Here is a 24,053-nt window from a genome sequence, read left to right as displayed (position 1 = left end):
CCCTTGCACCTCGGGTGTCGGTTCAGCAGGATGTGGGCAACCTCTTCCGTGCACCACCGGACCCCGTTGGAGCTCCCGTGAACCGTCGTCTCCGTCTCGTCGCCGTGCTCGCCGCGTGCGGCATCGTCGTCGCCACCCCGCTGAGCGCCGCGGCGCAAGCACCTGCCCCGACACCGGCCGACACGGTCGCCTACGAGCCGAGCGATGCGATCATCGCGAATCCCGAGCGCGGCTTCGACCACACGAACAACACGCACTACTACCCCGAGGGGACCGAAGGCGGGCCGGGGTACACGCCGCTCGACGTGGCCACCCTGGCGGCCTACCGCGAGGAGGGCATCACCGAGCTCGTCCGCGTCTTCTACATGGAACGGTTCGTGGCCGAGCCGACCCTCGACCCCGCCTGGCTCGCGCTCGTCCAGGCGGACTTCGACGCGGCTCGCGCCGCCGGCATCTCGGTCATCCCGCGTTTCGCGTACCTCGCGGGCGGTGACTGGCCCTACACGCCGCCGTACGGCGACGCGCCGCTCGACATCGTGCTCACCCACATCGAGCAGCTCACGCCGATCTTCCAGGACAACGCCGACGTCATCTCGGTCGTGCAGGCCGGCTTCGTCGGCCTCTGGGGTGAGGGCTACTACACGGACCACTTCGCCGCCGACCCGGCGAACCCCGGTGTGCTCACGGACGAGGACCGGGCGAAGCGTGGCGCGGTCGTCGAGGCGCTCCTCGAGGCGGTTCCCGACGACCGCTCCATCCAGGTGCGGACCATGAACATGAAGCAGAACATCCTCGGGGTGCCGTCCGGGACCGCTGGAGCCATCACCGAGGCGCAGGCGTTCGACGGCAGCGCCATCTCGCGCATCGGCCACCACAACGACTGCTTCCTCGCGGCGCCCGACGACTGGGGCACGTACCTGTCCGACCCGATCTCGCTCGATCAGGACTACCTCGCACAGGAGGGCGACTGGGTGCCGGTGGGCGGTGAGACCTGCAACGTGAACCCGCCGCGGTCGGACTGGGCGACGGCCTCGGCCGAGATGGAACGCTACAACTTCAGCTACCTCAACTGGGACTACCTGCAGGACGTCCTGCAGTCCTGGGGCCAGGAGAACCTCGACACCACCGCGAAGCGACTCGGCTACCGCTTCGTGATGACCGAGAGTTCGGTCGTGGACGGCACGCTCTCGCTGACGGTCCGGAACGACGGGTGGGCGGCTCCGTACAACAGCCGGCCCGCCTACCTGGTCCTGTCGAACGCCGAGCGCACGGTGCTCGTCCCGTTCGGCTCGGACGCCCGCACCTGGGGCGCGGGGGAGACCGTCACGCTCCAGGCGTCACTCGCCGACGTCCCGGCCGGTCGTTACGACACCGCGCTGTCGCTGCCCGCCACGCACGAGTCGGTCGCGACGAATCCGCTCTACGCCGTCCAGACGGCGAACGTCGGCACCTGGGACGCGGAGACCGGTGTGAACAGCCTGCAGCGTCAGGTGACCGTCGGTGCCGACGGCGTCGTCATGGCCGAACCGGTGGCCGGTGCTGCGGCCAGGCTGCCCGACACCGGCGTCTCGTCGCTCGCTCCCGCATGGCTGGGTGGTGGCGCGATCGCCCTCGGTGCCCTCGCGCTGGTCCTCTCCCGCCGCCGGGTCTCCTCGCCCGCGTCCTGATCGGGGGACGTTCACAACTCCTGCTCGATCGGGACGGCTACCGCCTCCGGTCTCGGACAGGGCCGCCGAGGCATGACCTGCAGGAGTTGTGAACACGGTTCGGACGGTCGGGCGGTCGAGCGCCGGACGGTTGGGTGAGGCGGGGCCAGCGGGTGCCTGTCCGCGGGCGAGGCCGTCTGCCGTGTTCACAACTCCTGCTGAGTGCTCGTTCTTGGCGCCTGGGGTCCCAGCTGAGCGCTGGCGTGCTCCGACAGCAGGAGTTGTGGGCGGTGCGGAGCGGTGTCAGCCGAAGATCATCGGCGAGTCGTCGTCCTCTTCGTCCGACAGGGTGAAGTCGAGGTCGACGACCACGGGAACGTGGTCGCTCGGACTGTCGCCCTTGCGCTCGTTGCGGTGGATCGACGCCTCGATGACGTGGTCCGCGAAGGCCTGCGAGCCGTAGATGAAGTCGATCCGGAGGCCCTCGTTCCGTGGGAACCGGAGCTGCTTGTAGTCCCAGAAGGTGTAGCCCTCGGGGACGAACGGGCGGACGGTGTCCTGCAGTCCCGCGTCGACGAAGGCGGCGAGGGCGGCGCGCTCCGGCGCGGAGATGTGGGTCGAGCCAGGGCCGAAGCTCGGGTCGCCGACGTCGGAGTCGAGCGGGGCGACGTTCCAGTCGCCCATGAGCGCGAGCGGCAGCTCGGGGTTCTCGGCGAGCCAGGAGCGGGTGTCGGCTTCGAGCGCGGCGAGCCAGCGGAGCTTGTAGTCGTAGTGCGGGTCGCCGACCGCGCGGCCGTTCGGGACGTACAGGCTCCAGAGGCGGACGCCGTCGACCGTCGCGCCGATGGCTCGTGCTTCGAGCGGCAGGCCGTCGGCGTCGAATCCGGGACCGTCCAGCGCGAGGCTCGCCGGCGGCTTGCCGAAGCCCGGCATGTCGGGGAAGCCGATCTGCACGTCCTCCATCGGGAGGCGGCTGGCGATGCCGACGCCGTTCCACTGGCTGAGCCCGTGGAGCTCCACCTGGTAGCCGGCCTTCGTGAAGGCCTCCATCGGGAACTGCTCGGGCTTGCACTTGAGCTCCTGCATGGCGAGGACGTCGACGTCCTCACGGACGAGCCAGTCGACCACGCGGCCGACGCGGGTACGGATCGAGTTGACGTTCCAGGTGGCGATGCGCATGCCCCAACGCTATCGGTTTCCGTTCTCAGGAGACCTCCGGCGTGTCGCGCCGGGTGAGGCTCGCCACGCCGAAGCGGTCCTGAGAACGGGCCGGTTCGGTGGAACCGACGGGTGGGGGATTGAGCGGAGGTTCCCAGGGATGGCGAGCGGGTGTCGCGTAGCGTCGAGGGTATGACGACGTCCACCGCCGCCACGTCCAGCCTGTCCGCCGCCTCGACCGGAGGGGACAGCGCCCTCGGAGGGGTCGCCGACTGGGCGGTCGACCTCATGGAGACGTTGGGTGGTCCGGGAGCCGGCCTCGCCATCGCCCTCGAGAACCTCTTCCCGCCGTTGCCGAGCGAGATCATCCTGCCGCTCGCCGGATTCGCCGCCAGTCAGGGCAAGCTCGGTCTCGTCGAGGTCCTCATCTGGACGACGGCCGGTTCCGTGATCGGTGCACTCGCCCTCTACGCGATCGGGGCGGTGCTCGGACGCGACCGGATGCGACGGCTCGCCGAGCGCGTGCCGCTCGTGCACGTCGAGGACGTCGACCGCGTGGAGGCCTGGTTCCAGAAGCACGGTTCGAAGGCGGTGTTCTTCGGTCGGATGCTCCCGATCTTCCGGAGCCTCATCTCCATCCCCGCCGGCGTGGAACGGATGCCGGTCCTGCGGTTCACCCTGCTCACCTTCGCGGGCAGTGCCATCTGGAACACCATCTTCGTCCTCGCCGGCTTCTTCCTCGGCGAGCAGTGGCACCTCGTCGAGGAGTACGCGGGCATCCTTCAGAAGGTGGTCATCGCGGGCGTCGTGATCGCCGTCGGCGTCGCGGTCTGGCGCGGAGTGCAGCGGTACCGCCGGGAGCGCAGCGGCGTCGGTCGGGCCGAGGGCTGACCATCCCGCCGGGACCGTTCTCAGGACTCGAGCGGTGTGTCCGCGGTCGCCGCCACCGGCGCGCCGACGGACTCCTGAGAACGGTCCAGCTCACACCCAGCGGGGCGTGGTGAGTTCCTCGGGCTCCTGCGCCGTGTGCGAAGCGGCGACCGACTGCGCCTCCACGCGGATCGCGTCGAGGACCGTCCGCACCGCCAGGCGTTCGGCGCGGTCGGGACGCGACAGTGCGACGATCCGACGGGTAGCGTCGAGCCCCGCGAGCGGACGGAGGACGATGCCGCGCTCCGGACCGCTGGCCGTGTACCGCGGGAGGAGCCCGATCCCGAGGCCCGCCGCGACCATCGCTTCCGCGATGCGGTTGTCGCTCACCCGCTGCACCACTCGGAGCTCGCCACCCGATTCGGCCTCGATGCTGCGGAGCAGGCGGTCGAGCGGATAGCCGACCGGCACGCCGATCCAGGACTCGTCCGCGAGGTCCGCCGGGGTCAGGACGGTCTGGCCGCTGAGGCGATGCCCGACCGGCAGCACGACGTCGAGCGGCTCGGAGAGCAGCTGCGTGATGCGGAGACCGCGACGGACCCAGTTGCGCTCGCCGCTGATCGCCTGCGCGATGACGATGTCGAAGTCGGCCGCCAGATCGGGGAAGTCCTCCAGGTCGGGGTCGCGGTCGCTCACGACGACCCGCAGGCCGGGTACCGCCTCGAGGCTGCGGAGCACGGCAGGGACGACCATCTGCCCGAAGGTGGGGAAGGTCGCGACCGTGACGGTGCCGATCGGACGGTTGCGGTACTCGTCCCATACGCTCGTCGCCCGCTCGATCGCGACGGCGACGTCCGTGGCGCTGGCCGCGAGTGCCCGGCCGGCGTCGGTGAGGACGAGGCCGCGACCGCGCCGTTCGGTGAGCGGGAGGCCCGCCTCGCGCTCGAGGACCTTGAGCTGTTGGGAGACCGCGGACGGGGTGCGGTGTGTGGCCTCGGCGACGGCGTGCACGGTGCCGCGCTCGGCCAGTTCCCGCAGCAGGTCGAGTCGGCGGACGTCCATGTAGAGATGCTACCGAATAGCGTCAGTATCGTGCGCTTGTCCTTCATGCCGATCGGGCGTTTCATAGAAGTATGACCATCTATCTCGGCATCATCGCCCTCCTCGCTGCGAGTGCGGCCGTCGGATCGGTCGTCGTCGTCAAGCGCGACGGCTACCGTGCCATCCCGGCCCGCACCTACCCGAAGTCCTTCTAGGACCTCGCACCCGCCGGCACGACCGGCGCATCCGACCTCCTCGCGACTCGTCGCCGGGAGGTCGTTCCATGTCCGCGCCGCGACAGGCGCTCAGGCGAGGAAGCCTCGCAGGAGCGCCTCGGAGCCGGCGACGTGCTCGGCCATCGCCTGTGCCGCCTCCTCGGGGTGACCGCGCAGGATCGCCTTGACGATGCGCTCGTGCTGCTCGTCGGAGTGGGCGATGTTCACCGCCAGCAGTGGGATGCCGTTGAGGAGTTCGTTGACCCGCATGCGCGACTCGGCGACGAGCGGCAGCAGGCTGGGCGCTCCCACGAGCTCCGCGATGAGCAGGTGGAGACGGGAGTCGTGGCGGCGGTAGTCGGCGGGCGCCGCATCCCGGCAGTCTCCGAGCGCCTGCCACAGGCGTTCGCGGTCGGCACCGGACAGCTTGCACTGCGCCGCCTCGCGCGCAGCACCGACCTCGAGGATGCTGCGGAGCGTGAGCGTGTCCTCGATCTCCGCCGCCGAGATCGAGACCCGGCCGGCCTCGGGGGAGTGGGCCCCGGTGATCGCCTCGTCGTCGGGCAGCTCGTCCATGACGAACGTCCCGCCGTAGCGTCCTCGCCGCGAGGTCAGGTAACCGGCCTCGGTGAGCGCGGCGATCGCATCCCGCACGGTGTCTCGGCTGACCCCCTGCATCGTCGCGAGTTCGCGCTCGGCCGGCAGACGACCGCCCGGCTCGATGAGCCCGAGACGGATGGACTGCAGGAGCCGCTGGACGGTCTCCTCGAACGCGTTCCCGGCGCGGCCCGGACGCAGGAGGAGCTCGGCGCTGAGCACCTCGGTCGCCTCGTCGCCCTTCCGCGTCTCGCTCATCGGATCAGTCTATTTCCCCGGGGTCGCGTCCCCCGCCCGGGCATGTCGTCAGCTCATTCCGGCGTCACGTAGGCGGAGGAGATGCCGCCGTCGACGAGGAACGTCGACCCGGTGATGAAGGAGGAGTCGTCGCTCGCGAGGAAGGCGACGGACGCGGCCAACTCCTCGGGCTCGGCGAATCGTCCGAGCGGGATGTGCACGAGTCGCCGCTGCGCGCGCACCGGGTCCTTCGCGAAGAGCTCCTGCAGCAGCGCGGTGTTGACGGGACCGGGACACAGGGCGTTGACGCGGATGCCCTGCCGGGCGAACTGCACGCCGAGCTCGCGGCTCATCGCGAGCACTCCGCCCTTGGACGCCGTGTACGAGATCTGCGAGGTGGCCGAACCCAGGACGGCGACGAACGACGCCGTGTTGATGATCGAGCCCTTCCCCTGCCGCACCATGTGACGGATGGCGGCGCGCGAGCACAGGTAGACCGACTTGAGGTTCACGTCCTGCACGCGCTCCCAGGCCGGGAGTTCGGTCGTCTCGATCGAGTCGTCGTCGGGCGGGGAGATGCCGGCGTTGTTGAAGGCGATGTCGACCGAGCCGTAGGTCTCGGCCGCCGTGTCGAACAGGTGGTCGACCTGCGCCTGGTCGGTCACGTCCACCTGGACGAAGAGCCCACCGACGAGCTCGGCCGCCGCCTGGCCGGTCGTCGGGTCGAGGTCGCCGATGACGACGGTGGCGCCCTCCGCGGCGAAGCGCTTCGCCGTGGCGAGGCCGATGCCGCTCGCGCCGCCGGTGATCACGGCGACCTTTCCGGCGAGCCGCTGGGTGAGGTCGATGGGGGTGATGGTCATGTGGTGCTCTTTCTCTCTGCCCCGCCCTTCGACAGGCTCAGGGACCGGGGATGGTGCTCAGGGGCCGGGTGGTGCGGGTCGTTCAGTCGACGGCGAGGAAGACGTTCTTCGTCTCCGTGAAGGCGAGCGGGGCGTCGGGACCGAGCTCGCGCCCGAGACCCGACTGCTTGAACCCGCCGAAGGGGGTGGAGTAGCGGACGGAGGAGTGGGAGTTGACGGACAGGTTGCCCGACTCCACCGCTCGAGCGGCCCGTATCGCGCGACCGACGTCGCGGGTCCAGATCGAGCCGGAGAGGCCGTACTCCGTGTCGTTCGCGAGGGTGAGAGCGTCGGCCTCGTCCTCGAAGGGCAGGACGGCGACGACGGGACCGAAGATCTCCTCCCGGACGGTGCGGTCGTCGCGGCCGGGCGTCAGGACGGTCGGCGCGAACCAGTACCCCGGGCCGTCCGGGGCGCTCCCGGTGAAGGCGATCGGCGCACCCTCGGGCACGTACGAGCGCACGGCGGCCAGATGCGGAGCGGAGACGAGCGGTCCCATCTCGGTGGCCTCGTCGTTCGGATCGCCGACGACCACACCCTGCACGGCCGGCTCCAGCAGCTCCATGAACCGCTCGTAGACGCTCCGTTGGACGAGGATCCGGCTCCGGGCGCAGCAGTCCTGGCCCGCGTTCTCGAAGACGCCGTAGGGGGCGGCCGCGGCCGCGCGTTCGAGGTCGGCGTCCGCGAACACGATGTTGGCGCTCTTGCCGCCGAGTTCGAGGGTGACGCGCTTCACCTGCTCCGCCGCGCCGGCCATGATGCGCTTGCCGACGGCGGTCGACCCGGTGAAGACGACCTTCCGGACGGTCTCGTTCGTGACGAAGCGCTCGCCGACGACCGACCCGCGGCCCGGCAACACCTGGAACAGGCCCTCGGGCAGACCGGACTCGAGGGCGAGTTCACCGAGGCGGATGCTCGTCAGTGGCGTCCATTCCGCGGGCTTCAGGACCACCGCGTTCCCCGCCGCGAGCGCCGGTGCGAACCCCCAGGCAGCGATCGTCATCGGGAAGTTCCACGGGGTGATGATGCCGACGACGCCGAGCGGTTCGTGGAAGGTGAGGTCGATGCCGCCGGCGACGGGGATCTGCTGACCGAAGAGCCGTTCGGGTGACGCCGAGTAGTACTCGAGCACGTCGCGGACGTGACCGGCCTCCCACCGCGCCTGGGTGATGGGGTGGCCGGAGTTGACGACCTCGAGGCTCGCGAGGTGCTCGCGGTCGGCGTCGACCGATGCGGCGAACCGGCGGAGCGCCTGGGCGCGGTCGGCGGGGCTGACGGCCGCCCAGGACCGCTGGGCGACGGCGGCGCGGGCGATGGCGGCGTCCGTCTCGGCGAGGTCGAGGTGCTCGACCGTCGTGACGACGTGCTCGTTCGCCGGATTGAGGATCGTGTAGCTCACGGTGTGGTGCTCCTGCTCTCGGTGCCGGGTGTGGTGCTGGTGCTGAGTCCTGCGGTGGTCCCGGCGTCGCGGTGTCGTCGCGCGGCGTCCACGAGCCCGGCGAAGAGACGCCGGTCGGCCGTCTCCTCCTCGGGGTGCCACTGCACGGCGAGTCCGAAGGGGACCGTCGGCAGCTCGACCGCTTCGATGACGCCCTCCTCGGTGCGGGCGGTGACGACGAGTCCGTCGGCGACGCGGTCGATCGACTGGTGGTGGTAGACGTGCACGTCGAGCTCGTCGTCGTCCTGCCGGAGCAGCGCGGCCAGCCGCGAGTCGGCTTCGATCGCGACGGTCTTCGGCCCGAAGACGCCCTCGCCGGGCTGGAAGGAGTCGTCGCCGACGAGGTCGGGGAGGTGTTGGATCAGCGTCCCGCCGAGCGCGACGTTCAACAGTTGTGCGCCACGACAGATGCCGAGGAACGGCAGCTCGGCGTCGATCGCCGCCGTGAGCAGCGCCTCCTCCCAGGCGTCCCGGTCGGTCCGTGGTCGACCCGTGCGCGGGTGGGCGGCCTGCCCGTACAGGCCGGGGTCGACGTCGGCGCCACCCGAGACGATGAGGCCGTCGAGCCGCGCCAGCACGGACGCGGCCACGGCACGGGTGACCGGCTGGGGTGGGAGGAGGACCGCGATCCCTCCCGCATCCGTCACGGCGTCGAGGTACACCTTCGGCAGGAAGGACGCCGGGACGTCCCACACACCGGTCTGGGCCTGTTCGAGGTAGGTCGTGACACCGATGAGCGGAGCGCTCGAGACGGGCGGGTCGGTCGCTGGGACGTCCGGGTCAGAGGCGTTCAAAGCCGCGCACCCGCTCCCAGTCCGTCACCGCGGCGTCGAAGGCGGCGAGTTCCACCTTCGCGAAGTTCAGGTAGTGGTCGACGACCTCGTCGCCGAAGGCCTCGCGGGCGATCGTCGACTGCGAGAAGAGCTCGGCCGCCTCCCGGAGCGAGGTCGGGACGCGGGGCGCACCGCCCGTGTAGGCGTTGCCGCTGGTCGGGTCCTCCAGTTCCAGTTCGTTCTCGATGCCGTGCAGTCCGGCGGCGATGAGGGCGGCGACGGCGAGGTACTGGTTCACGTCGCCACCCGGCACCCGGTTCTCGACGCGCATGCCGAGCCCCCGGCCGACGACCCGGAGCGAGCAGGTGCGGTTGTCGTGTCCCCAGGCGACGGCCGTCGGGGCGAAGCTGCCGTCGACGTAGCGCTTGTAGGAGTTGATGTTCGGCGCGAAGAACATCGTCAGCTCGCGCATCGCGGCGAGCTGCCCGGCCAGGAAGTGCCGGAAGAGCTTCGACATGCCGTCGGGCGCGTCGGGGTCCGCGAACACGGCCGAACCGTCTTCGCCGCGGAGGCTTAGGTGGATGTGGCAGCTGTTGCCTTCGCGCTCGTCGAACTTCGCCATGAACGTGAGGCTCTTGCCGTGGGCGTCGGCGATCTCCTTCGCCCCGTTCTTGTAGATCGAGTGGTTGTCGCAGGTGACGAGGGCGTGGTCGTAGCGGAACGCGATCTCCTGCTGCCCGAGGTTGCATTCGCCCTTCACGCCCTCGCAGTACATGCCGGCGCCGTCCATGGCGTTGCGGATGTCGCGCAGCAACGGCTCCATGCGGGTCGAGGCGAGGATCGCGTAGTCGATGTTGTAGTCGGTGGCGGGGGTCAGCTTCGTGTAGTCCTTCGCCCAGGCCTCCCGGAAGGTGTCGTCGAAGACGAGGAACTCGAGCTCCGTGCCGACGAACGGGACGAGGCCGCGTTCCGCGAGCCGTTCGAGCTGGGCGATGAGGATCTGACGGGGTGAAGCGACCACCGGGGCGTCGTCGAGCCACTGGAGGTCGGCGGTGACGAGGGCCGTGCCCGGCAGCCAGGGCGCGCGGCGGAGGGTCGAGAAGTCGGGGATCATCGCCATGTCGCCGTAGCCGCGTTCCCAACTCGACATCGCGTAGCCGTCGACCGTGTTCATCTCGACGTCGACCGCGAGCAGGTAGTTGCAACACTCCGCCCCGTGCTCGGCGACGTCCTCGACGAAGAGGCGTGCCGAGACGCGCTTGCCGACGAGTCGGCCCTGCATGTCGGTGAACGCGAGGATCACGGTGTCGATCTCGCGCGCGGCGACGGCCGTCGTGAGCTCCTCGAGCGTCAGGTTTCCTGAGCGTGGGTGCATGGCAGCTCCTCGTTGATCGGGGGACCCGTCGTCGGCGTTCTACCTCGATGGAGAACTGAAAGGTCGCGAACCCGACCATTACATCACAACGCCTCCAGCGGATCGATGCATTTGCGAGAGGGATTTCCTCACAAAGGTATGTACATGCGACCATTGCGGGCCCTAGAGTCAGGCCAACCGAATCTGAGGACGTTGTGCGAGCCCGACGAGCGCGCAACCCGAGCGACAGGACGCATCGATGGCTGACGACACGCGCAAGATCTCCGGGGTGACCTACACCGCGGCCGGCGAGGGGTACTTCGAGAAACGCAGCCTGAAGCGGTCGGCCGGGGTGTGGGGACTCTGGGGCCTCGCCGTCGCGGCGGTCATCTCCGGCGACTTCTCCGGCTGGAACTTCGGCATCGACTTCGCCGGGTTCGGCGGCATGCTCATCGCCTTCGTCATCCTCGTCGCGATGTACTACGGCATGATCTTCTCGATCGGGGAGATGGCCGCAGCGATGCCGCACACCGGCGGGGCCTACTCCTTCGCGAGAGCGGCGATGGGACCGCTGGGCGGGTTCGTGACCGGCCTCGCGGAGACCATCGAGTACGTCGCGACCACGGCCGTGATCGTGTACTTCTCGGCCTCCTACGCCGACGCCATCACGAGCGAGCTGCTCGGCTTCTCCATGCCGTCGCCCGTGTGGTGGGCGATCCTGTACGTCGCGTTCATCGCACTGAACTCCGCCGGTGCGAGCATCTCCTTCCGCTTCGCCATCGTCGTCTCGATCATCTCCATCGGCATCCTGCTCGTCTTCTCCGCGATGGCGGTCTTCTCCGGCCAGTTCGCCTGGGCCAACCTGTTCGACATCGCTCCCGACGCGGGCCAGACCGAGTTCCTGCCGCACGGCGTCCTCCCGATCCTGTTCGCCCTGCCCTTCGCGATGTGGTTCTTCCTCGGCATCGAGGAGCTGCCGCTCGCGGCGGAGGAGTCCCACAACCCGGTGCGCGACATCCCGAAGGCCGGGTTCTGGGCTCGTGGCACGCTCATCGTGACCGGCCTCCTCGTCCTCTTCCTCAACACCGGCGTCATCGGTGCCGAGGCGACCGGGACGGCAGGGGAGCCCTTGCTCGACGGCTTCCGAGCCATCGTCGGTGACGGTGCGGCGGCGGTCCTCGCGCTCTTCGCCCTCATCGGGCTCCTCGCCTCGCTGCAGGGCATCATGTTCGCCTACGGTCGCAACATGTACTCGCTGTCCCGCGCCGGGTACTACCCGCGGTTCCTCTCCCTCACCGGCAAGCGGCAGACGCCGTGGGTGGCCCTTGTGGCCGGGGCGATCATCGGGTTCGTCGCGTTGCTCATCGTCGACGCGGCCGGCGGATCGGGCGGTGTCGCCGGTGCGATCGTGCTCAACATCGCGGTCTGGGGCGCGGTGCTCGCGTACCTCATGCAGATGATCGCGTTCCTGCTGCTGCGGAGGAAGTTCCCGAACGCCAAGCGGCCCTACCTGAGCCCGTGGGGTGTCCCGGGGGCGGTCATCGCGGCCGTCATCGCCGCGCTCATCTTCGTGGGCTTCCTGCTCAACCCGACGTTCCTCCCGGCGATCATCGCGATCGTCGTCGTCTATGTCGTCATGCTGGTCGCCTTCGCGGTCTGGGGTCGCCACCGGCTCGTCATGTCACCGGAGGAGGAGTACGCGGTCTCGGGCGGCCTGCACGGCGACCCGGAGACCGAGGGCTACGGCGGAGCGACCGAGGCGGAACTGCTCGCAGTCGACCGCCCCGAGGACCCGGGTTCCGGCACGGCGCGTTGACCCCCGGACGCAGCCGCCCCGACGCAGGACGGTGGCGGCGTGGCGTCCTCGAGCCCCGGCGAGTCGTACCGACACGCCGGGGCTCTCGCGCGTCGGGGATGCGGACCGCCCCCATCCGGGCGACTGCGGCGATGGGGGTCACAGCTTGTAGACTCTCCGACGTGACGGACGCACGAGCTCAGCTCATTGACCACATCTCGGCGGAAGCCGTGTTCCACGGTGACTTCACCCTGACGAGCGGCAAGAAAGCGACGTACTACGTCGACCTCCGCAAGGTGAGCCTCGATCACCGCGTCGCGCCCCTCATCGGGCAGGTCATGATCGACCTCATCGCCGACGTCCCCGACGTCTTCGCGGTCGGTGGCCTCACCATGGGTGCCGACCCCGTCGCAGCCGCGATCCTGCACCAGGGTGCCGCGCGCGGACTCACCTACGACGCCTTCGTCGTCCGTAAGGAGCCGAAGGACCACGGCCGCGGCAAGCAGGTCGAGGGCCCCGACCTCCGGGGCAAGCGCGTGATCGTGCTCGAGGACACCTCGACCACCGGTGGATCACCGCTCAAGGCGGCCGAAGCGCTCGAGAAGGTCGGAGCCGAGGTGGTCGCCGTCGCCGTCGTCGTCGACCGCGCGACCGGCGCCCGCGAGATCATCGAGGCCGCGGGCTACCAGTACCTGGCCGCGATCGGCCTGGAAGACCTGGGACTCGTCTGATGTCCGGCGACGGAACCGGACGCGGCGGGGCCGGGCTGCCGGAGGAACCCGCGGACGGAACCGACTGGCTGCTCTCGCAGCTCGACGCCGACGACACGGAGGCGATCGAGACGCAGCCCGACACCGACGCGGTCGACGAGCACCCCTCGGCAGCCGTCGCTCCGGCGCCCGCTGACGACGACCGGACGCGAGTCCTGCCGGTCGTCGGCGACACCGATGCCCAGGCCGCTGCTTCGTCGGTGGCTGCGCCGGTCCCGGCCGAGCCCCAGTGGTCCGCGCCCTCCGTGCCGGATGCGGCAGCGGCTCAGACGCACGCTGAACCGACGCCTGCTCCGGTCGAACCGTCGCCCGCTCCCGTCGAGCAGACGACCGCTGCCGCCGAGCCGACCTCCGCCGCCCCGGCCACCGCTCCAGGTGCGTTCGCGAGCGAGGCCGAACTCCTCGCCTGGTGGCAGAACCAGGTGCCGAACCCGGCCGACGACACGACACCGGCCCCCGCACCGCCGGCGCCGGATGCACCCAGCGCGGAGCCCGCCGCACCCGCCACGCCTGCAGCCCCGGCCGACCCGATGCCCGAGGAAGCTCCCGTCCGGTCGGAGGGTCTGCGTCACCCGAACGCCCTCGAGCTCCCGGTCGTCCCGCCGACCCCTGCCCCGGCATCGCCGGTGCCGCCCGCTCGCAACGAGCTGACGGTCGACACCGACTCCGTCCTCCAGCACGCGCCCGCCGGCACCTTCCGGCCCGCACCGACGAACCCGGTCGTCCTGCCACCCGTCGCCGACGAGCCCTGGAGCCTCGGCGGCAGCGACGACATCGACGCCGACCCAGCAGCCCCCGAGGACGTCTCGACGGCCGTCCTGCCCACGGCCCGAGCGCTCGCGGCCGACGACCCGGCGGCCTGGGCCGCGGTCGAGGCGGAGGAGATCGGCGCGACCACCGCCACCTCGTCGCCCGACGGTGGCACTCCCGCCGCACCGCTGCCGCCCGCCGCCCCGCCGGTGACGCCGTCGCCCACCGCCGCGGACCGCGATGTGCCGTCCGGCTCCGCGTCGACACCCGACGCCGAGGTGCAGGACGACGATCTGCCGGAGGGCTCCTGGAGCCTCTCCGAGACGTTCGGCGACGACGTCCTCGGCGGAGAGACCGTCGAGGTCCGTGACACGACGATCGACGCTTCGACGCCCCTCGCCGCACGCCCCGACGAGGCCACGGCCGATGAACCGGCTGCCGACGAGCCAGCTACCGACGACGTCTGGACAGCCGAGCCGGCGCCTGCCGAGGCCTCCACACCGCGGACGGACCCTTTGGCCTGGTTGACGGAACCGTTCGGTGAGACGTTCGGCGCCGCGCCCGCGGCACCGGAGGAGCAGCCGTCCGAGGAAGCACAGGCGGAACCGGTCGACGAAGCGCCCCAGCTACTCGACACCGCAGACGAGTCCGTCGTCGGCACCATCACCGAGGAGGCGACGTCCCCGTCCTCGAGCGAGTCGGTCCAGCCGACCGCCCATTCTGAGCTCGAGCCCGAGCCCGCGTCCGACGGCATCGTCGCCTCCGAGCCGATCACCCCCGCGGCACCGTTCCGCTGGGACACGGTCGCAGCGGCGTCGCCGACGAGTGCTGCGGAGCCGACCTCGCCCGCCGAAGTTCCGTGGCCCGAGACGGTCCCCGACGTCGACGCCGAACCGCTCGATGAGACGCGGCCGTTCGACAGCCTCGGAGGTCCGGGCTTCTCGGCCCTCGCGGGCGCGGCAGCCGCAGCAGCAGCCGCAGCAGCAGCCGCTGCCTCGGTGCCGACACCCGATACCGACACCGATGCCGAGTCCGGCCGTGACGATGCGCCGGTCGACGACGACGCGACGGACACCGCCGACGTCCCCCCGGCCTTCGGCCCGCCGACCCCGAAGGCCGAGCGTTCCATCACGGAGCTCATCTCCCTCGACGGCGTGCAACCCGAGCCCACGGTCAGCCCCTTCGGCACCGCACCGTTCGTTTGGGACCTCGCTCCGAACGACGCCCTCGACCCGCTCGTGCACGCGGCTCCCACGACCCAGCCCATCCCGGTCCCGCCGGTGGAGTGGGAGGGCGCCGAGTCGTCAGCCGTGAGCGCGGAGTCCCCGTCGGAGCTCGCGCTCGAGGGCGAGGTGCCCGATGCCGCGTTCATCGCCGGCGACGTCCAGCCCTTCGCTCCGGGCCTCGCCGCCGTCACGCTCGGTCGCCCGCTCGTCGACGGACCCGGTGACGAGTTCGCCAGCTGGACCGACGACGCGACCGAGACCGACAGCTCCGCGCCGGATGCCGCACCGATCGTCCCCGCCGCGAACGACACGGTCGACCTCTTCCCGACGCTGTCGCTCGGTGGGTTCGACGCAGCCGTGGCGGCCGGTGGCCTCGCCGCCGCAGGGGCCGCAACCGCTGCCGGTGCCGCTTCCGGCCTCGGCTCGGGCGACGACACCGACGCCACGGAGACCTCGGCCGACGCCGATTCCGCTCGCGAGACGGCGCCGACCCCGGTCACCGGGACCCCAGCTTCCGAGACCCCGGCGTTCGCCGTCGACCCGGAGGAGCTCGACGACGAGTTCGACGAGGAGATCGTCGAGTTCGACGCCGTCCCACTTCCTGCGGCGGGCGTCACGCCGCTTCCGTCGTTCGTGCCGGACGGGGCCGTCGCCGGCGGTGCGACCGATCCCACCACGGATGCCGCCGCGTCGGATGCCCCAATCGCTGACCAGGACTCGATCGACCCTGAGCCGGTCGGCGAGCCCGAGCCGGTCAGCGAGGAGCTGCGGCTCGAGTCGCTGTTCGACCTCGGACCGGAGACGGATGCGGTCCAGGTCGCCTCGGTCGAAGGCGCCGCGACCGACGGTGAGCCGGCTGCCACGCCGCTCGCCGACACCGAGCAGGCCGAGGACTCTGCCACGGTCGCCCCTGCCGATCCGTCCGATCAGCCCGCCACCACCACCACCGCCACTGCGGAGGCGGCCTCGGCACGGTCGCTCGCCGACGCCTTCGCCGCCGAGGGTGGCTGGTCGCTCCAGGCCGACGCGATCGCCGACCCCGATCTCCCGCTCGCCCCCGTCCCGGGCCTAGTCGCCGCCGACGGCACCGATGTCGACGGCACGGATCCCGACGACGACACCGGCGGGTCCCGGCGGAACGGGGCCCACGCCGCCGGAGACGACGACAGCGCTTCACACACCTCCCCGACGGCTGAGCCGGATGTCGCCTCGGACACCGCGCCCACACCAGTGACCCCCGCCTCGGTGTCCGTCTTCGGCGCACACGCCGCGGCAGTCCCGTCGCAGGGGCCGATCGCGAACGTGCCGCAGACGGCGCCGGCCGCGCTCCCGGGCGAGACGGTCGCGTTCCCGGAACTCGACGGCGCGAGCGCGCTCACGACCCCGGCCGCGGCTGCGGGTATCGTCGGCGCCACCTTGCCACCGCAGGCCACGCAGTCCGCGCCCGACCGCGATCTCCCCGAATACCGCGGAGAGCACGCGGATCAGGGCGTCCCGAAGGCGCTGCTCTGGGCGGTCGTCGGCTTGGGGGCCGCGGTCCTGCTCCTGCTCGCGTTCTACTTCGGAACGCTCGTCGGTGCCGCGAACGCGGCCGGAGCGGCTGCGGACGCCACGATGCCGAGCGTGTCCGCAGGATGGTCGACGGCCGGAGCCCCGGACACCCTTTGACGACGCACCCGACGTCGTCGCGGGTCAGGCGACGTCGATGACGGTCACGCCCGTCGAGCGGTCGCCGGAGGCGAGGGCGACGAGTGCTGCCGGCGCCTCGTCGAGGCCGATGCGGTGTTCGATGAGATCCTGCGGACGCAGCGCACCGCTCGAGACGAGGTCGAGCAGTTCCGAGTAGTCGGAAGCCGGCATGCCGTGACTGCCGTGCAGTGACAGCTCCTGCGAGATGATGCGCGGCAGCGGGAGTGTCGGTTCGCTCGAGAACAGGCCGATCTGCACCTGACGGCCCATCGGAGCCAGCGCGAGGAGGCTGAGGCGCATCGTGGACTCACGTCCGAGGGCTTCGACCGACACCTGCACGCCCATGGGTGCGGCTGCGGCGATGCGCGCGAGGACGGCGGCCTCGTCGAGTCCGCTCGAGTCGATCGTGTGCGTGACGCCGATCGACGCCGCGCGCGCCAGGGCCGAGGCGTCGATGTCGACGGCGATGACCTCGGCACCGAGCGCGATGCCGATCATGGCGGCGCTCAGCCCCACGCCGCCGCAGCCGACGACGAGCAGGCGCTCCCCGCTGCGGAGCCCGGCGCGGTGGACGAGCCCGCGGAAGGCCGTCGCGAACCGGCACCCGAGGAGGGCGGCGGCACCGGCGTCGAGGGACTCCGGCACCGGGATGAGGTTCACGTCCGCGTCGTGCAGGGCGACGAGCTCGGCGTAGGAACCCCAGTGGGTGAAGCCCGGCTGCGTCTGGTTCGGGCAGACCTGCCCGTTCCCGGCGAGGCACTGGGCGCAGCGTCCGCACGCGCACACGAAGGGCACCGTGACGCGGTCGCCCACGCGGAACCGCTCGACGGCGGGGCCGACCGCATGGATGCGCCCGACGAGTTCGTGGCCGGGCACGTGGGGGAGGGCGATGCCGTCGTCGTGCCCGAGCCAGCCGTGCGCATCGCTCCGGCAGAGACCCGTGGTCTCCACGCGCACGACGACGCCGGCGTCGGACGGCACCGGATCCGGCACGTCGCGGACCTCGGGCTCGGCGGTGAACTGGTCGTAGACGACGGCGCGCATGGAAGTCCTCGGTGCGTGGCGGGGCGGGAACGGAACGGTGGGCTGGTGGTGGCCGAACGGCCTAGATCTCGACCTCGACGGGCTCCGTCACGAGGTCGATGACGCCGCTCAGGATCTCGTTCGGACGGAACGGGTAGCGGTTGATCTCGGCCTCGTCACTGATGCCCGTGAGCACGAGGATGGTGTGGAGACCGGCCTCGATGCCCGCGACGATGTCGGTGTCCATGCGGTCGCCGATCATGCCGGTGTTCTCCGAGTGCGCGCCGATCTTGTTGAGCGCCGATCGGAACATCATCGGGTTCGGCTTGCCGACGACATAGGGCTCCATGCCGGTGGCCTTCGTGATGAGCGCCGCGATGGCACCGGTCGCCGGAAGCGGACCGTCCTTGCTCGGTCCGGTCGCGTCCGGGTTCGTCACGATGAAGCGCGCGCCGCCGGCGATGAGGCGGATCGCCTTGGTGATGGCCTCGAACGAGTAGTTGCGGGTCTCGCCGACGACCACGTAGTCGGGATTCGTCTCCGTCATGGTGAAGCCGGCCTCGTGGATGGCCGTGGTGATCCCGGCCTCCCCGATGACGAACGCCGAGCCGCCCGGCTCCTGCTCGGCCAGGAAGGCGGCCGTCGCGAGCGCGGAGGTCCAGATGAACTCCTCGGGCACGTCGAGCCCGGACGCGCGCAGTCGGGCGCTCAGGTCGCGCGGGGTGAAGATCGAGTTGTTGGTGAGCACCAGGAAGGGCGTCCGCTGGTCCTGCCACTGCTGCAGGAGCGCGGCGGCACCCGGGAGGGCGTGGTTCTCATGGACGAGCACGCCGTCCATGTCGGTGAGCCAGCATTCGACCTCGTCGCGTCGTGACATGCGTTCCTCCAGGTGCTCCGTGTGGGCTGCGCGAGCGCTGCGCCGCGGGGGTGGCGCGGCGTCGGGCCCGGACCTCCAGTGTGGCACGGCGCGGGTAGGGTTGGCTGGTGCCAGAGACCCCGCTCCACCCGGACGACCCGGTCGCCGGCCCCGATCAGGCCGGGAGCCCGACGGCCGGCGTCGGTCCATGGCAGGGGGAGTGGCCGGACGACCCCTGGTACGACCCCGAGCTGCTGCGCGAGGGCGACACCCGGAACGTCGTCGACCGCTACCGCTACTGGTCGATGGAGGCCATCGTCGCCGACATCGACGACCACCGCCATCCGTTCCACGTCGCCATCGAGAACTGGCAGCACGACATGAACATCGGGTCGATCGTGCGCACCGCCAACGCGTTCGCGGCCGACACCGTCCACATCGTCGGCCGCCGTCGGTGGAACAAGCGCGGAGCCATGGTGACCGATCGCTACCAGCACGTCGAGCACCACGTCGACGTCGCGGCGCTCGTCGCCTGGGCGTCGGCGGCCGAGCTGCCGATCATCGCGATCGACAACGTGCCGGGGTCGGTCCCGATCGAGACGTTCCGGCTTCCCGAGCGGTGCCTCCTGCTCTTCGGACAGGAGGGGCCTGGGCTCTCGCCGGAGGCGCTCGCCGCGGCCGACGCGGTGCTCGAGATCACCCAGTTCGGGTCGACGAGATCGATCAACGCCTCAGCGGCGGCAGCCGTCGCGATGCACGCCTGGGTCATGCAGCACGTCTCCTTCGACGCGTCCTGATCGGGTTGGCCCCCGTCCGCGGGTGGTTTCGAACGGCACCCGTGTGCGTACCTCAGGAACACCTCAAGATTCCCTCAATTGCCCCCGAGGTCCCCCAAAGTGCCGACACACCCCGGCATACTGTCTAGCGGAGCAACACTCCACCGCTGAACCCGAATCCCTCCGGCACCCGAAGCCACCGAGGGCCACCGCACGGGCCCGAATCCGTGCGGTGCGAATCGGCGGTCACCCGAAGGATGAATCGAAGATGAAGCACCGCTCTGCCCTGGGAGTCTCGCCCGAACGAGGAACCCACCCGTCCAAGGTCCGCGGCGTCGCCGCGCTCGCCGTCCCCGCCGCCCTCGCGGTCGCCCTCATCGTCGGCGTCGCCGCGCCGGCTCAGGCCGAGGCCCGGGTCGACGAGGCGTCGAGCTCGATCAGTGCGACGCAGCCCGGTTCGAGCGAGCTCATCGCTCCGGCCGGCGCGTTGTTCGCATCGCTCCTCATCTGGGGGGCCGGAGCCGCCTTCGCGACGCGTCGTCGGATGCTCGCCGAACAGCGCGAGGAGGCGTCGCTGCTCTCCCGCTGAGCAGCGCGCTGCACCCGCAGCTGATCGCCGTGGCCCGAACCACGACGCTCAGCTGCTCCAGACGGAACGCGCCCGTTCCGTCGCACCGGTGGCCGCCGGGAGTCCCCCCACTCCCGGCGGCCTCCGGTGTTTCCGGGGTGTGTCGGCGGGGTCTTCGCACCGGACGAACGCCGGTCCTTCCGGTGGCTCGACGACCGTTCCGAGAATCTGCCGCGTTCCGCGTCATGATCGCGCCTCCAGTCGATCACTCAAGGGAGTGCAACGCTGTCGGGCGGACCCGAACCCGGATCGACGCGGCGCTCAGACGCCGACGTCGAACGATGCCCGACCCGAATGGGCGTCGCACGCAGCAGGCCGACCACACGCGCCGGAGCGTCGTCCCACCCGAGGACGACGCTCCTGCGCGGGCTCCTGCGCGCTCGACGGCTGCCTAGCCGATGAGGCTCGGCCGGAGGTCGCGCAGCGTCCTGGCGTGCGTCATCCGCGTCACGCCGATCGCCGAGAGGCTCAGTGCGATCGCCAGCCAGGCCAGCAGGACTCCGGCGTCCTGCAGAGCGGCGTCCATCCGTCCCCCGTACATCAACTGGCGCATGCCGTCGACGGCGTAGGACATCGGGAGCACATGGTGCAGTGCGGCCAGCGGCGCCGGGAGTGTCTGCCACGGGAACGTGCCTCCGGCCGTGACGAGCTGGGCGACCATGAGCACGAGGCCGAGGAACTGTCCGACGCTGCCGAACCACACGTTGAGCGTCAGGATGATCGCCGCGAAGGTGAGGGACGCGAGCGCCATCATCCCGTAGGTCGCGAGCGGGTTGTGGACCTCGAAGTGCAGGGCGCCGGCGAGGATCCCGAACAGCGCGACCATCTGGATCGTGCCGAGGAGGCCGGGCGTGAGCCAGCCGGCGACGGTCACCTTGATGGGGCTGTGGAGCGCCGTGATCGCGCGCCGCGAGACCGGCTTGACGATGAGGAAGAGCGCGTAGATGCCGATCCAGGCGGCGAGGCTGACGAAGAACGGCGCGAGTCCGGCTCCGTAGGTGCCCGCGCTCGTCACGGAGGAGTTGGTCAGCTTGACCGGGTCGGCGATCGTCTTGGCCTGGAGTTCGCGGGAGTCCGCCGTGGTCGCTGGGATGGCGTCCGCGCCGGACTGCAGACCGTCGCGGAGGGTGACGATGCCGTCGCGGAGGGTGCCGAGGCCCGTCTGCAGGGTCGTGAGGCCGGTCTGCAGCGACGCCGCGCCGTCGGCGGCCTGCTGTGTCCCCGAGGCGAGCGCGGGCATCGCGTCACTCAGCGTCCGGGCGCCTCCGGCGACCTGCTGGGCACCGCTGTTGAGCTGGTCGACCTGCGAGACGACGGTCTGGACGCGCTCGTTCGCCGTCGTGGCGTCGGCTGCCACCGGGTCGAGCAGTGCCAGCACCTGGGCGATCTGCTCGGGGGTGAAGCCGTTCTCCGCGAGCGTCTGTGAGATCTGGGCGCGGGCCGTGGGGATCGAGTCGACGAGTCGCTGGGCGGCTGCTCCGACCTCGTCACCCTTGCCGGCGAGCGTCGACGTCCCGGACGCCACCTGCTCGGCACCCGAGGCCAGTTGATCGGTCTGCGAGGGCAGACTGGCCGTCCCCGCGGCGATCTGAGCCGTGCCGGACGCGAGGGTCGCAGCGCCGGCCTGGGCAGTCCCGGCGCCGTCGAAGGCCTGCTGTGCGCCGTCGGCCAGCTGCGTGGCGCCCGAGGTGGCGTCGACGAGCTTCGTCTTGATCGTGTCGAGAGCGATGAGGAACCGGCCGGCGGCCTGACGGTTGACCGTCTGCACGATGGTCGCCTTGATCTGCTTGACGGCCTGCTCGCCGATCGTCGTCGCCAGGTAGCTGTTGGCGTCGTTGGTCGTGAGCTGCACCGTCGCCTGCTGCGGGGCGTCGCCCGACGCGGAGGTGAGTGAGGTCGAGAAGTCGGCGGGGATCGTGACGCTGAAGTCGAAGGTCCCGTCGTTCACGCCCCGTGCGGCGTCGGCCGCGCTGACCTCGTGCCAGGCGAACGAGCCGTCCTCGATGAGCTGGTCGGCGATGTCGTCGCCGTAGTTCTCCGTCTCACCGGTCGCATCGCCGGTGGTGTCGTCGGTCGCCGGCGCACCGGTGTCCTCGACGACGAGGGCGACGGGCACCTGGTCGAGCTTGGCGTACGGGTCCTGGTTCGCCCAGAGGTACAGGCCGCCGTAGAGCAGCGGAACGCACATGAGGGCGACGAGGGCGAGTCGCGACATGGGGGTGGCCCACAGGCGGGACAGTTCGGCGCGGATCATCGCGAAGATCTTCACAGGAGGTCCTTCTGGGGACGGATGGTGCGGGATGAGGTGGTGGCTGGACGGTGGTGGTGCACGGTGTGCGTCACGACCAGTCCTGCTGGAAGAGGGGGACGAGTTCGTCCGTGGCGTTCTCGGACACCGGGGCGTCCGCGGTGGCGTTGATGGCCGTCGCCGAAGCGTCGCCGGCGATCACGAGGACGCCGTAGCCGCGGGCGGCGAGCTTGCGGGCGAGGTTCCACCACTCGAGCGGGTCGCCGCCGTGGCGGTCGGGGGAGACGAGGACGAGTGCGGTGACGTCCTCCCGGAGGACCGCGAGCTCGGTGAGGAGCCGCACGCGGTCGGTCGGCGCGACGGTCGAGATCGGCTGCTTCGCGAGGTGTGCGAGGTCGAGCGACTCGAGGAACCGCGCGACGGCGAAGGGGTGGCTCGCCCGGCCGGCGAACATGAGCTCCTCGGCGACGACGCCGGAGACCGCGACGCCGCTGGCCGGTTCGGAGACGTCGGGCGCGTCGATGAGGGCGATCACGCGGCGCATCGTCTTGCGGTCGGTCGCTCCGTCGACGAGGACGGTCCCGGTGTCGGGCTTCATCCGGCCGGAGGCGATGAGGCCGAGGACGGTCGGCCGCTGCTCGGTCTCGGCGCGGGCGAAGGTCGCCTCGCCCGTCCGGAAGGAGAGGGAGGTCGGCTCGAGGACGATGCCGCCCTTGCCCTTGGAGACGCCGTCGAGTTCAACGCGCATGGGAGGACTCCTCGTTCGTACCGGTGCCGGCGGTGTGCCGGTGGGTGTCTGCGTGTCCGGTGTCGGCGCGGTCGGCGACCGCCGTGGCGTCCTGCCACGACAGACCGACAGCCCCGAGGGTGGCGAGCATGACGAGGCGGCGGCCGGCGCTCGTCGAGAGGCCGGACCGGGTCGCCTCTTCGAGCACCCCGACGGCCGTGCTCTCGACGAGTCGGGCGAGGACGCCGGCGTCGATGTCGGGGCGGATGGAACCGTCCGCGACACCGGCCTCGACGGTGCGGAGGAGGAGGGTCCGAACGGGTTCGAGGGCTGCTGCCGTGACCGCGCGGAGCGGCCCGCGGACGGCGAGCGGCGCCATGATCCGGACGTGGTCCACCTGGGCCCACAGCACGTCGCCGATGAGCGCGATGGTGGTGAGCGGGTCCTCGCCTCGGACGGCCGTGATCGACGCGGCGACGCGCTCGGCCCCAGCCACGACGACGGCGTTCACGAGCTCGTCGCGCGTGGCGAAGTGTCCGTACACCGAACGGCGGGTGAGGCCGGCGGCGGCCGCGATGGTCTCGAGGCTGGCGTCGGGGTCGCTGCGGAGCGCCAGGCGGGCGGCTTCGAGCAGCGCGAGGCGGTTCTCCGCGGCGTCGCGACGAGGGGCGCGCGACCCGCTCGCAGGCGCTTGGGTGGTGGTCATGACAGCGATCGTACTATCTTGCACAGCGGTGTGCAATATTGATGTCGATGGATGCGGCGAGCTCTCAGCGAGGGCTGCCAGCTTCCTCCCACGCCGGGCTCCGGGAACGGAGCTATGGTTGAACGATGACCGGTGAGAATCTGATGGCAACCCCTCCGACACTGCTGCCGGACGACAGCGCCACCGATGCCGAGTTCCACGCGGCCGTCGGTTCGATCGAGGCGCTGGCGGACCTCCTCGCGGCCCACCCCCGCTCCTCGCTCGGCTGGGCGCTCCTCGCCGACGCCGTCCACGACCCGCAGTCGCCGATCCCCGGCTACGCGGCCGCGCGGGTCGGGTACCACCGCGGCCTGGACTCGCTCCGTGCCGCCGGCTGGCGCGGTCAGGGCCCGATCCCGTGGTCGCACGCGCCGAACCGCGGGGTGTTGCGCTCGCTCTACGCGCTCCGCCGCTCCGCGAAGGCGATCGGCGAGACCGAAGAGGTCGAGCGTCTCGACACCTTCCTGCGTGAGGCCGACCCCACCGCGTCGGAGGAGATCGAATACCTCGTCGCGGCGGCGGCACCGCCGACCTCCGCGATCGTCATCCTCGGCTCCGACTAGCGGCTTCCCCGGTCCCTGAGCCTGTC

Annotated in this window: 21 protein-coding genes; 9 read left to right on the top strand and 12 right to left on the bottom strand. The window is 71.0% G+C overall.

The window, feature by feature from the left end; genetic code table 11:
• Positions 1 to 77: 77 nt before the first annotated feature.
• A complete protein-coding gene (locus AC4PMY_RS05925) occupies positions 78 to 1,667 on the top strand; it encodes a DUF4832 domain-containing protein (RefSeq protein ID WP_491622195.1) in 1,590 nt (529 codons plus the stop codon).
• Between the two features lie 282 nt (positions 1,668 to 1,949).
• On the opposite strand, the gene AC4PMY_RS05920 is transcribed toward AC4PMY_RS05925, so the two are convergent.
• Positions 1,950 to 2,825: an exodeoxyribonuclease III gene (locus AC4PMY_RS05920; protein WP_491622194.1), complete on the bottom strand. Its 876-nt coding sequence runs from the start codon at positions 2,823 to 2,825 to the stop codon at positions 1,950 to 1,952.
• A 171-nt stretch (positions 2,826 to 2,996) separates the two neighbouring features.
• Between AC4PMY_RS05920 and AC4PMY_RS05915 the strand changes: the two genes are divergently transcribed.
• Positions 2,997 to 3,695, top strand: a complete 699-nt coding sequence (locus tag AC4PMY_RS05915) for a DedA family protein (protein WP_491622193.1) — start codon at positions 2,997 to 2,999, stop codon at positions 3,693 to 3,695.
• 90 nt (positions 3,696 to 3,785) lie between these two features.
• Here the strand turns inward: AC4PMY_RS05915 and AC4PMY_RS05910 are convergent, their stop codons facing one another.
• The gene (locus AC4PMY_RS05910; RefSeq protein ID WP_491622192.1) at positions 3,786 to 4,736 is read right to left on the bottom strand and encodes a LysR family transcriptional regulator; all 951 of its coding nucleotides are present in this window, start codon (positions 4,734 to 4,736) and stop codon (positions 3,786 to 3,788) included.
• 71 nt (positions 4,737 to 4,807) lie between these two features.
• On the opposite strand from AC4PMY_RS05910, the gene AC4PMY_RS05905 reads away from it, so the two are divergent.
• Positions 4,808 to 4,930, top strand: a complete 123-nt coding sequence (locus AC4PMY_RS05905) for a hypothetical protein (protein WP_255376692.1) — start codon at positions 4,808 to 4,810, stop codon at positions 4,928 to 4,930.
• Between the two features lie 90 nt (positions 4,931 to 5,020).
• On the opposite strand, the gene AC4PMY_RS05900 is transcribed toward AC4PMY_RS05905, so the two are convergent.
• The 5 genes from AC4PMY_RS05900 to AC4PMY_RS05880 form a co-directional block, all read right to left on the bottom strand.
• Complete coding sequence (locus AC4PMY_RS05900) at positions 5,021 to 5,785, bottom strand: FadR/GntR family transcriptional regulator (protein ID WP_064295535.1); 765 nt, start codon at positions 5,783 to 5,785, stop codon at positions 5,021 to 5,023.
• 53 nt (positions 5,786 to 5,838) lie between these two features.
• Positions 5,839 to 6,627, bottom strand: coding sequence for a 3-oxoacyl-ACP reductase (locus AC4PMY_RS05895; RefSeq protein WP_194718745.1), 789 nt, complete (start codon positions 6,625 to 6,627; stop codon positions 5,839 to 5,841).
• An 82-nt stretch (positions 6,628 to 6,709) separates the two neighbouring features.
• Positions 6,710 to 8,065, bottom strand: a complete 1,356-nt coding sequence (locus tag AC4PMY_RS05890; RefSeq protein ID WP_064295536.1) for an aldehyde dehydrogenase family protein — start codon at positions 8,063 to 8,065, stop codon at positions 6,710 to 6,712.
• Positions 8,062 to 8,898 carry a gamma-glutamyl-gamma-aminobutyrate hydrolase family protein gene (locus AC4PMY_RS05885; RefSeq protein ID WP_064295537.1) on the bottom strand — a complete coding sequence of 279 codons (837 nt, stop codon included), beginning with the start codon at positions 8,896 to 8,898 and terminating at the stop codon, positions 8,062 to 8,064. Before AC4PMY_RS05885 ends, AC4PMY_RS05890 begins: the two co-directional genes overlap by 4 nt.
• Entirely contained in the window at positions 8,885 to 10,252 is a 1,368-nt protein-coding gene (locus AC4PMY_RS05880; protein WP_491622191.1) for a glutamine synthetase family protein, read from the bottom strand. The genes AC4PMY_RS05885 and AC4PMY_RS05880 overlap by 14 nt, the downstream gene beginning before the upstream one ends.
• A 238-nt stretch (positions 10,253 to 10,490) precedes the next feature.
• Here AC4PMY_RS05880 and AC4PMY_RS05875 point away from each other — a divergent pair, with 238 nt between their 5' ends.
• From AC4PMY_RS05875 to AC4PMY_RS05865, 3 genes are all read left to right on the top strand, one after another.
• Positions 10,491 to 12,047: an amino acid permease gene (locus AC4PMY_RS05875; protein ID WP_079003831.1), complete on the top strand. Its 1,557-nt coding sequence runs from the start codon at positions 10,491 to 10,493 to the stop codon at positions 12,045 to 12,047.
• A gap of 161 nt (positions 12,048 to 12,208) precedes the next feature.
• The gene (gene pyrE / locus AC4PMY_RS05870) at positions 12,209 to 12,757 is read left to right on the top strand and encodes an orotate phosphoribosyltransferase (protein ID WP_491622190.1); all 549 of its coding nucleotides are present in this window, start codon (positions 12,209 to 12,211) and stop codon (positions 12,755 to 12,757) included.
• The gene (locus AC4PMY_RS05865; RefSeq protein ID WP_491622189.1) at positions 12,757 to 16,440 is read left to right on the top strand and encodes a hypothetical protein; all 3,684 of its coding nucleotides are present in this window, start codon (positions 12,757 to 12,759) and stop codon (positions 16,438 to 16,440) included. The genes pyrE and AC4PMY_RS05865 overlap by 1 nt, the downstream gene beginning before the upstream one ends.
• Before the next feature lie 24 nt (positions 16,441 to 16,464).
• Here the strand turns inward: AC4PMY_RS05865 and AC4PMY_RS05860 are convergent, their stop codons facing one another.
• Positions 16,465 to 17,505: an alcohol dehydrogenase catalytic domain-containing protein gene (locus AC4PMY_RS05860; RefSeq protein ID WP_491622188.1), complete on the bottom strand. Its 1,041-nt coding sequence runs from the start codon at positions 17,503 to 17,505 to the stop codon at positions 16,465 to 16,467.
• A 61-nt stretch (positions 17,506 to 17,566) separates the two neighbouring features.
• Positions 17,567 to 18,361, bottom strand: a complete 795-nt coding sequence (locus tag AC4PMY_RS05855) for an HAD-IIA family hydrolase (RefSeq protein ID WP_071262240.1) — start codon at positions 18,359 to 18,361, stop codon at positions 17,567 to 17,569.
• Between the two features lie 107 nt (positions 18,362 to 18,468).
• Between AC4PMY_RS05855 and AC4PMY_RS05850 the strand changes: the two genes are divergently transcribed.
• Positions 18,469 to 19,137, top strand: a complete 669-nt coding sequence (locus AC4PMY_RS05850) for a TrmH family RNA methyltransferase (RefSeq protein ID WP_071262241.1) — start codon at positions 18,469 to 18,471, stop codon at positions 19,135 to 19,137.
• A 247-nt stretch (positions 19,138 to 19,384) separates the two neighbouring features.
• Complete coding sequence (locus AC4PMY_RS05845; RefSeq protein ID WP_064295548.1) at positions 19,385 to 19,705, top strand: hypothetical protein; 321 nt, start codon at positions 19,385 to 19,387, stop codon at positions 19,703 to 19,705.
• 430 nt (positions 19,706 to 20,135) lie between these two features.
• On the opposite strand, the gene AC4PMY_RS05840 is transcribed toward AC4PMY_RS05845, so the two are convergent.
• The 3 genes from AC4PMY_RS05840 to AC4PMY_RS05830 form a co-directional block, all read right to left on the bottom strand.
• On the bottom strand, positions 20,136 to 22,013 hold the full coding sequence (locus AC4PMY_RS05840) for a YhgE/Pip family protein (protein ID WP_079001342.1): 1,878 nt from the start codon (positions 22,011 to 22,013) through the stop codon (positions 20,136 to 20,138).
• A gap of 70 nt (positions 22,014 to 22,083) precedes the next feature.
• Positions 22,084 to 22,740, bottom strand: coding sequence for an ATP-binding cassette domain-containing protein (locus tag AC4PMY_RS05835; protein ID WP_064295550.1), 657 nt, complete (start codon positions 22,738 to 22,740; stop codon positions 22,084 to 22,086).
• The gene (locus AC4PMY_RS05830) at positions 22,730 to 23,425 is read right to left on the bottom strand and encodes a TetR/AcrR family transcriptional regulator (protein WP_064295551.1); all 696 of its coding nucleotides are present in this window, start codon (positions 23,423 to 23,425) and stop codon (positions 22,730 to 22,732) included. Before AC4PMY_RS05830 ends, AC4PMY_RS05835 begins: the two co-directional genes overlap by 11 nt.
• Positions 23,426 to 23,568: 143 nt before the next feature.
• On the opposite strand from AC4PMY_RS05830, the gene AC4PMY_RS05825 reads away from it, so the two are divergent.
• The gene (locus AC4PMY_RS05825) at positions 23,569 to 24,027 is read left to right on the top strand and encodes a DUF3151 domain-containing protein (RefSeq protein ID WP_338000141.1); all 459 of its coding nucleotides are present in this window, start codon (positions 23,569 to 23,571) and stop codon (positions 24,025 to 24,027) included.
• The last annotated feature ends 26 nt before the right edge of the window (positions 24,028 to 24,053 follow it).

This window comes from Plantibacter sp. MDV22-iso1 (genome assembly GCF_058408345.1).
The sequence above is the reverse complement of the archived record's forward strand: the minus strand, read 5'-3'. Positions and strand labels throughout refer to the sequence as shown.

Bases quoted from the DNA above. Each gene is read 5' to 3' on its own strand.
- AC4PMY_RS05915 (WP_491622193.1), top strand. From the start codon at position 2,997: ATGACGACGTCCACCGCCGCCACGTCCAGCCTGTCCGCCGCCTCGACC.
- AC4PMY_RS05900 (WP_064295535.1), bottom strand. From the start codon at position 5,785: ATGAGCGAGACGCGGAAGGGCGACGAGGCGACCGAGGTGCTCAGCGCC.
- AC4PMY_RS05905 (WP_255376692.1), top strand. From the start codon at position 4,808: ATGACCATCTATCTCGGCATCATCGCCCTCCTCGCTGCGAGTGCGGCC.
- AC4PMY_RS05845 (WP_064295548.1), top strand. From the start codon at position 19,385: ATGAAGCACCGCTCTGCCCTGGGAGTCTCGCCCGAACGAGGAACCCAC.
- AC4PMY_RS05895 (WP_194718745.1), bottom strand. From the start codon at position 6,627: ATGACCATCACCCCCATCGACCTCACCCAGCGGCTCGCCGGAAAGGTC.
- AC4PMY_RS05880 (WP_491622191.1), bottom strand. From the start codon at position 10,252: ATGCACCCACGCTCAGGAAACCTGACGCTCGAGGAGCTCACGACGGCC.
- AC4PMY_RS05910 (WP_491622192.1), bottom strand. From the start codon at position 4,736: ATGGACGTCCGCCGACTCGACCTGCTGCGGGAACTGGCCGAGCGCGGC.
- AC4PMY_RS05825 (WP_338000141.1), top strand. From the start codon at position 23,569: ATGGCAACCCCTCCGACACTGCTGCCGGACGACAGCGCCACCGATGCC.
- AC4PMY_RS05855 (WP_071262240.1), bottom strand. From the start codon at position 18,361: ATGTCACGACGCGACGAGGTCGAATGCTGGCTCACCGACATGGACGGC.
- AC4PMY_RS05835 (WP_064295550.1), bottom strand. From the start codon at position 22,740: ATGCGCGTTGAACTCGACGGCGTCTCCAAGGGCAAGGGCGGCATCGTC.
- AC4PMY_RS05865 (WP_491622189.1), top strand. From the start codon at position 12,757: ATGTCCGGCGACGGAACCGGACGCGGCGGGGCCGGGCTGCCGGAGGAA.
- AC4PMY_RS05875 (WP_079003831.1), top strand. From the start codon at position 10,491: ATGGCTGACGACACGCGCAAGATCTCCGGGGTGACCTACACCGCGGCC.
- AC4PMY_RS05920 (WP_491622194.1), bottom strand. From the start codon at position 2,825: ATGCGCATCGCCACCTGGAACGTCAACTCGATCCGTACCCGCGTCGGC.
- AC4PMY_RS05860 (WP_491622188.1), bottom strand. From the start codon at position 17,505: ATGCGCGCCGTCGTCTACGACCAGTTCACCGCCGAGCCCGAGGTCCGC.
- AC4PMY_RS05830 (WP_064295551.1), bottom strand. From the start codon at position 23,425: ATGACCACCACCCAAGCGCCTGCGAGCGGGTCGCGCGCCCCTCGTCGC.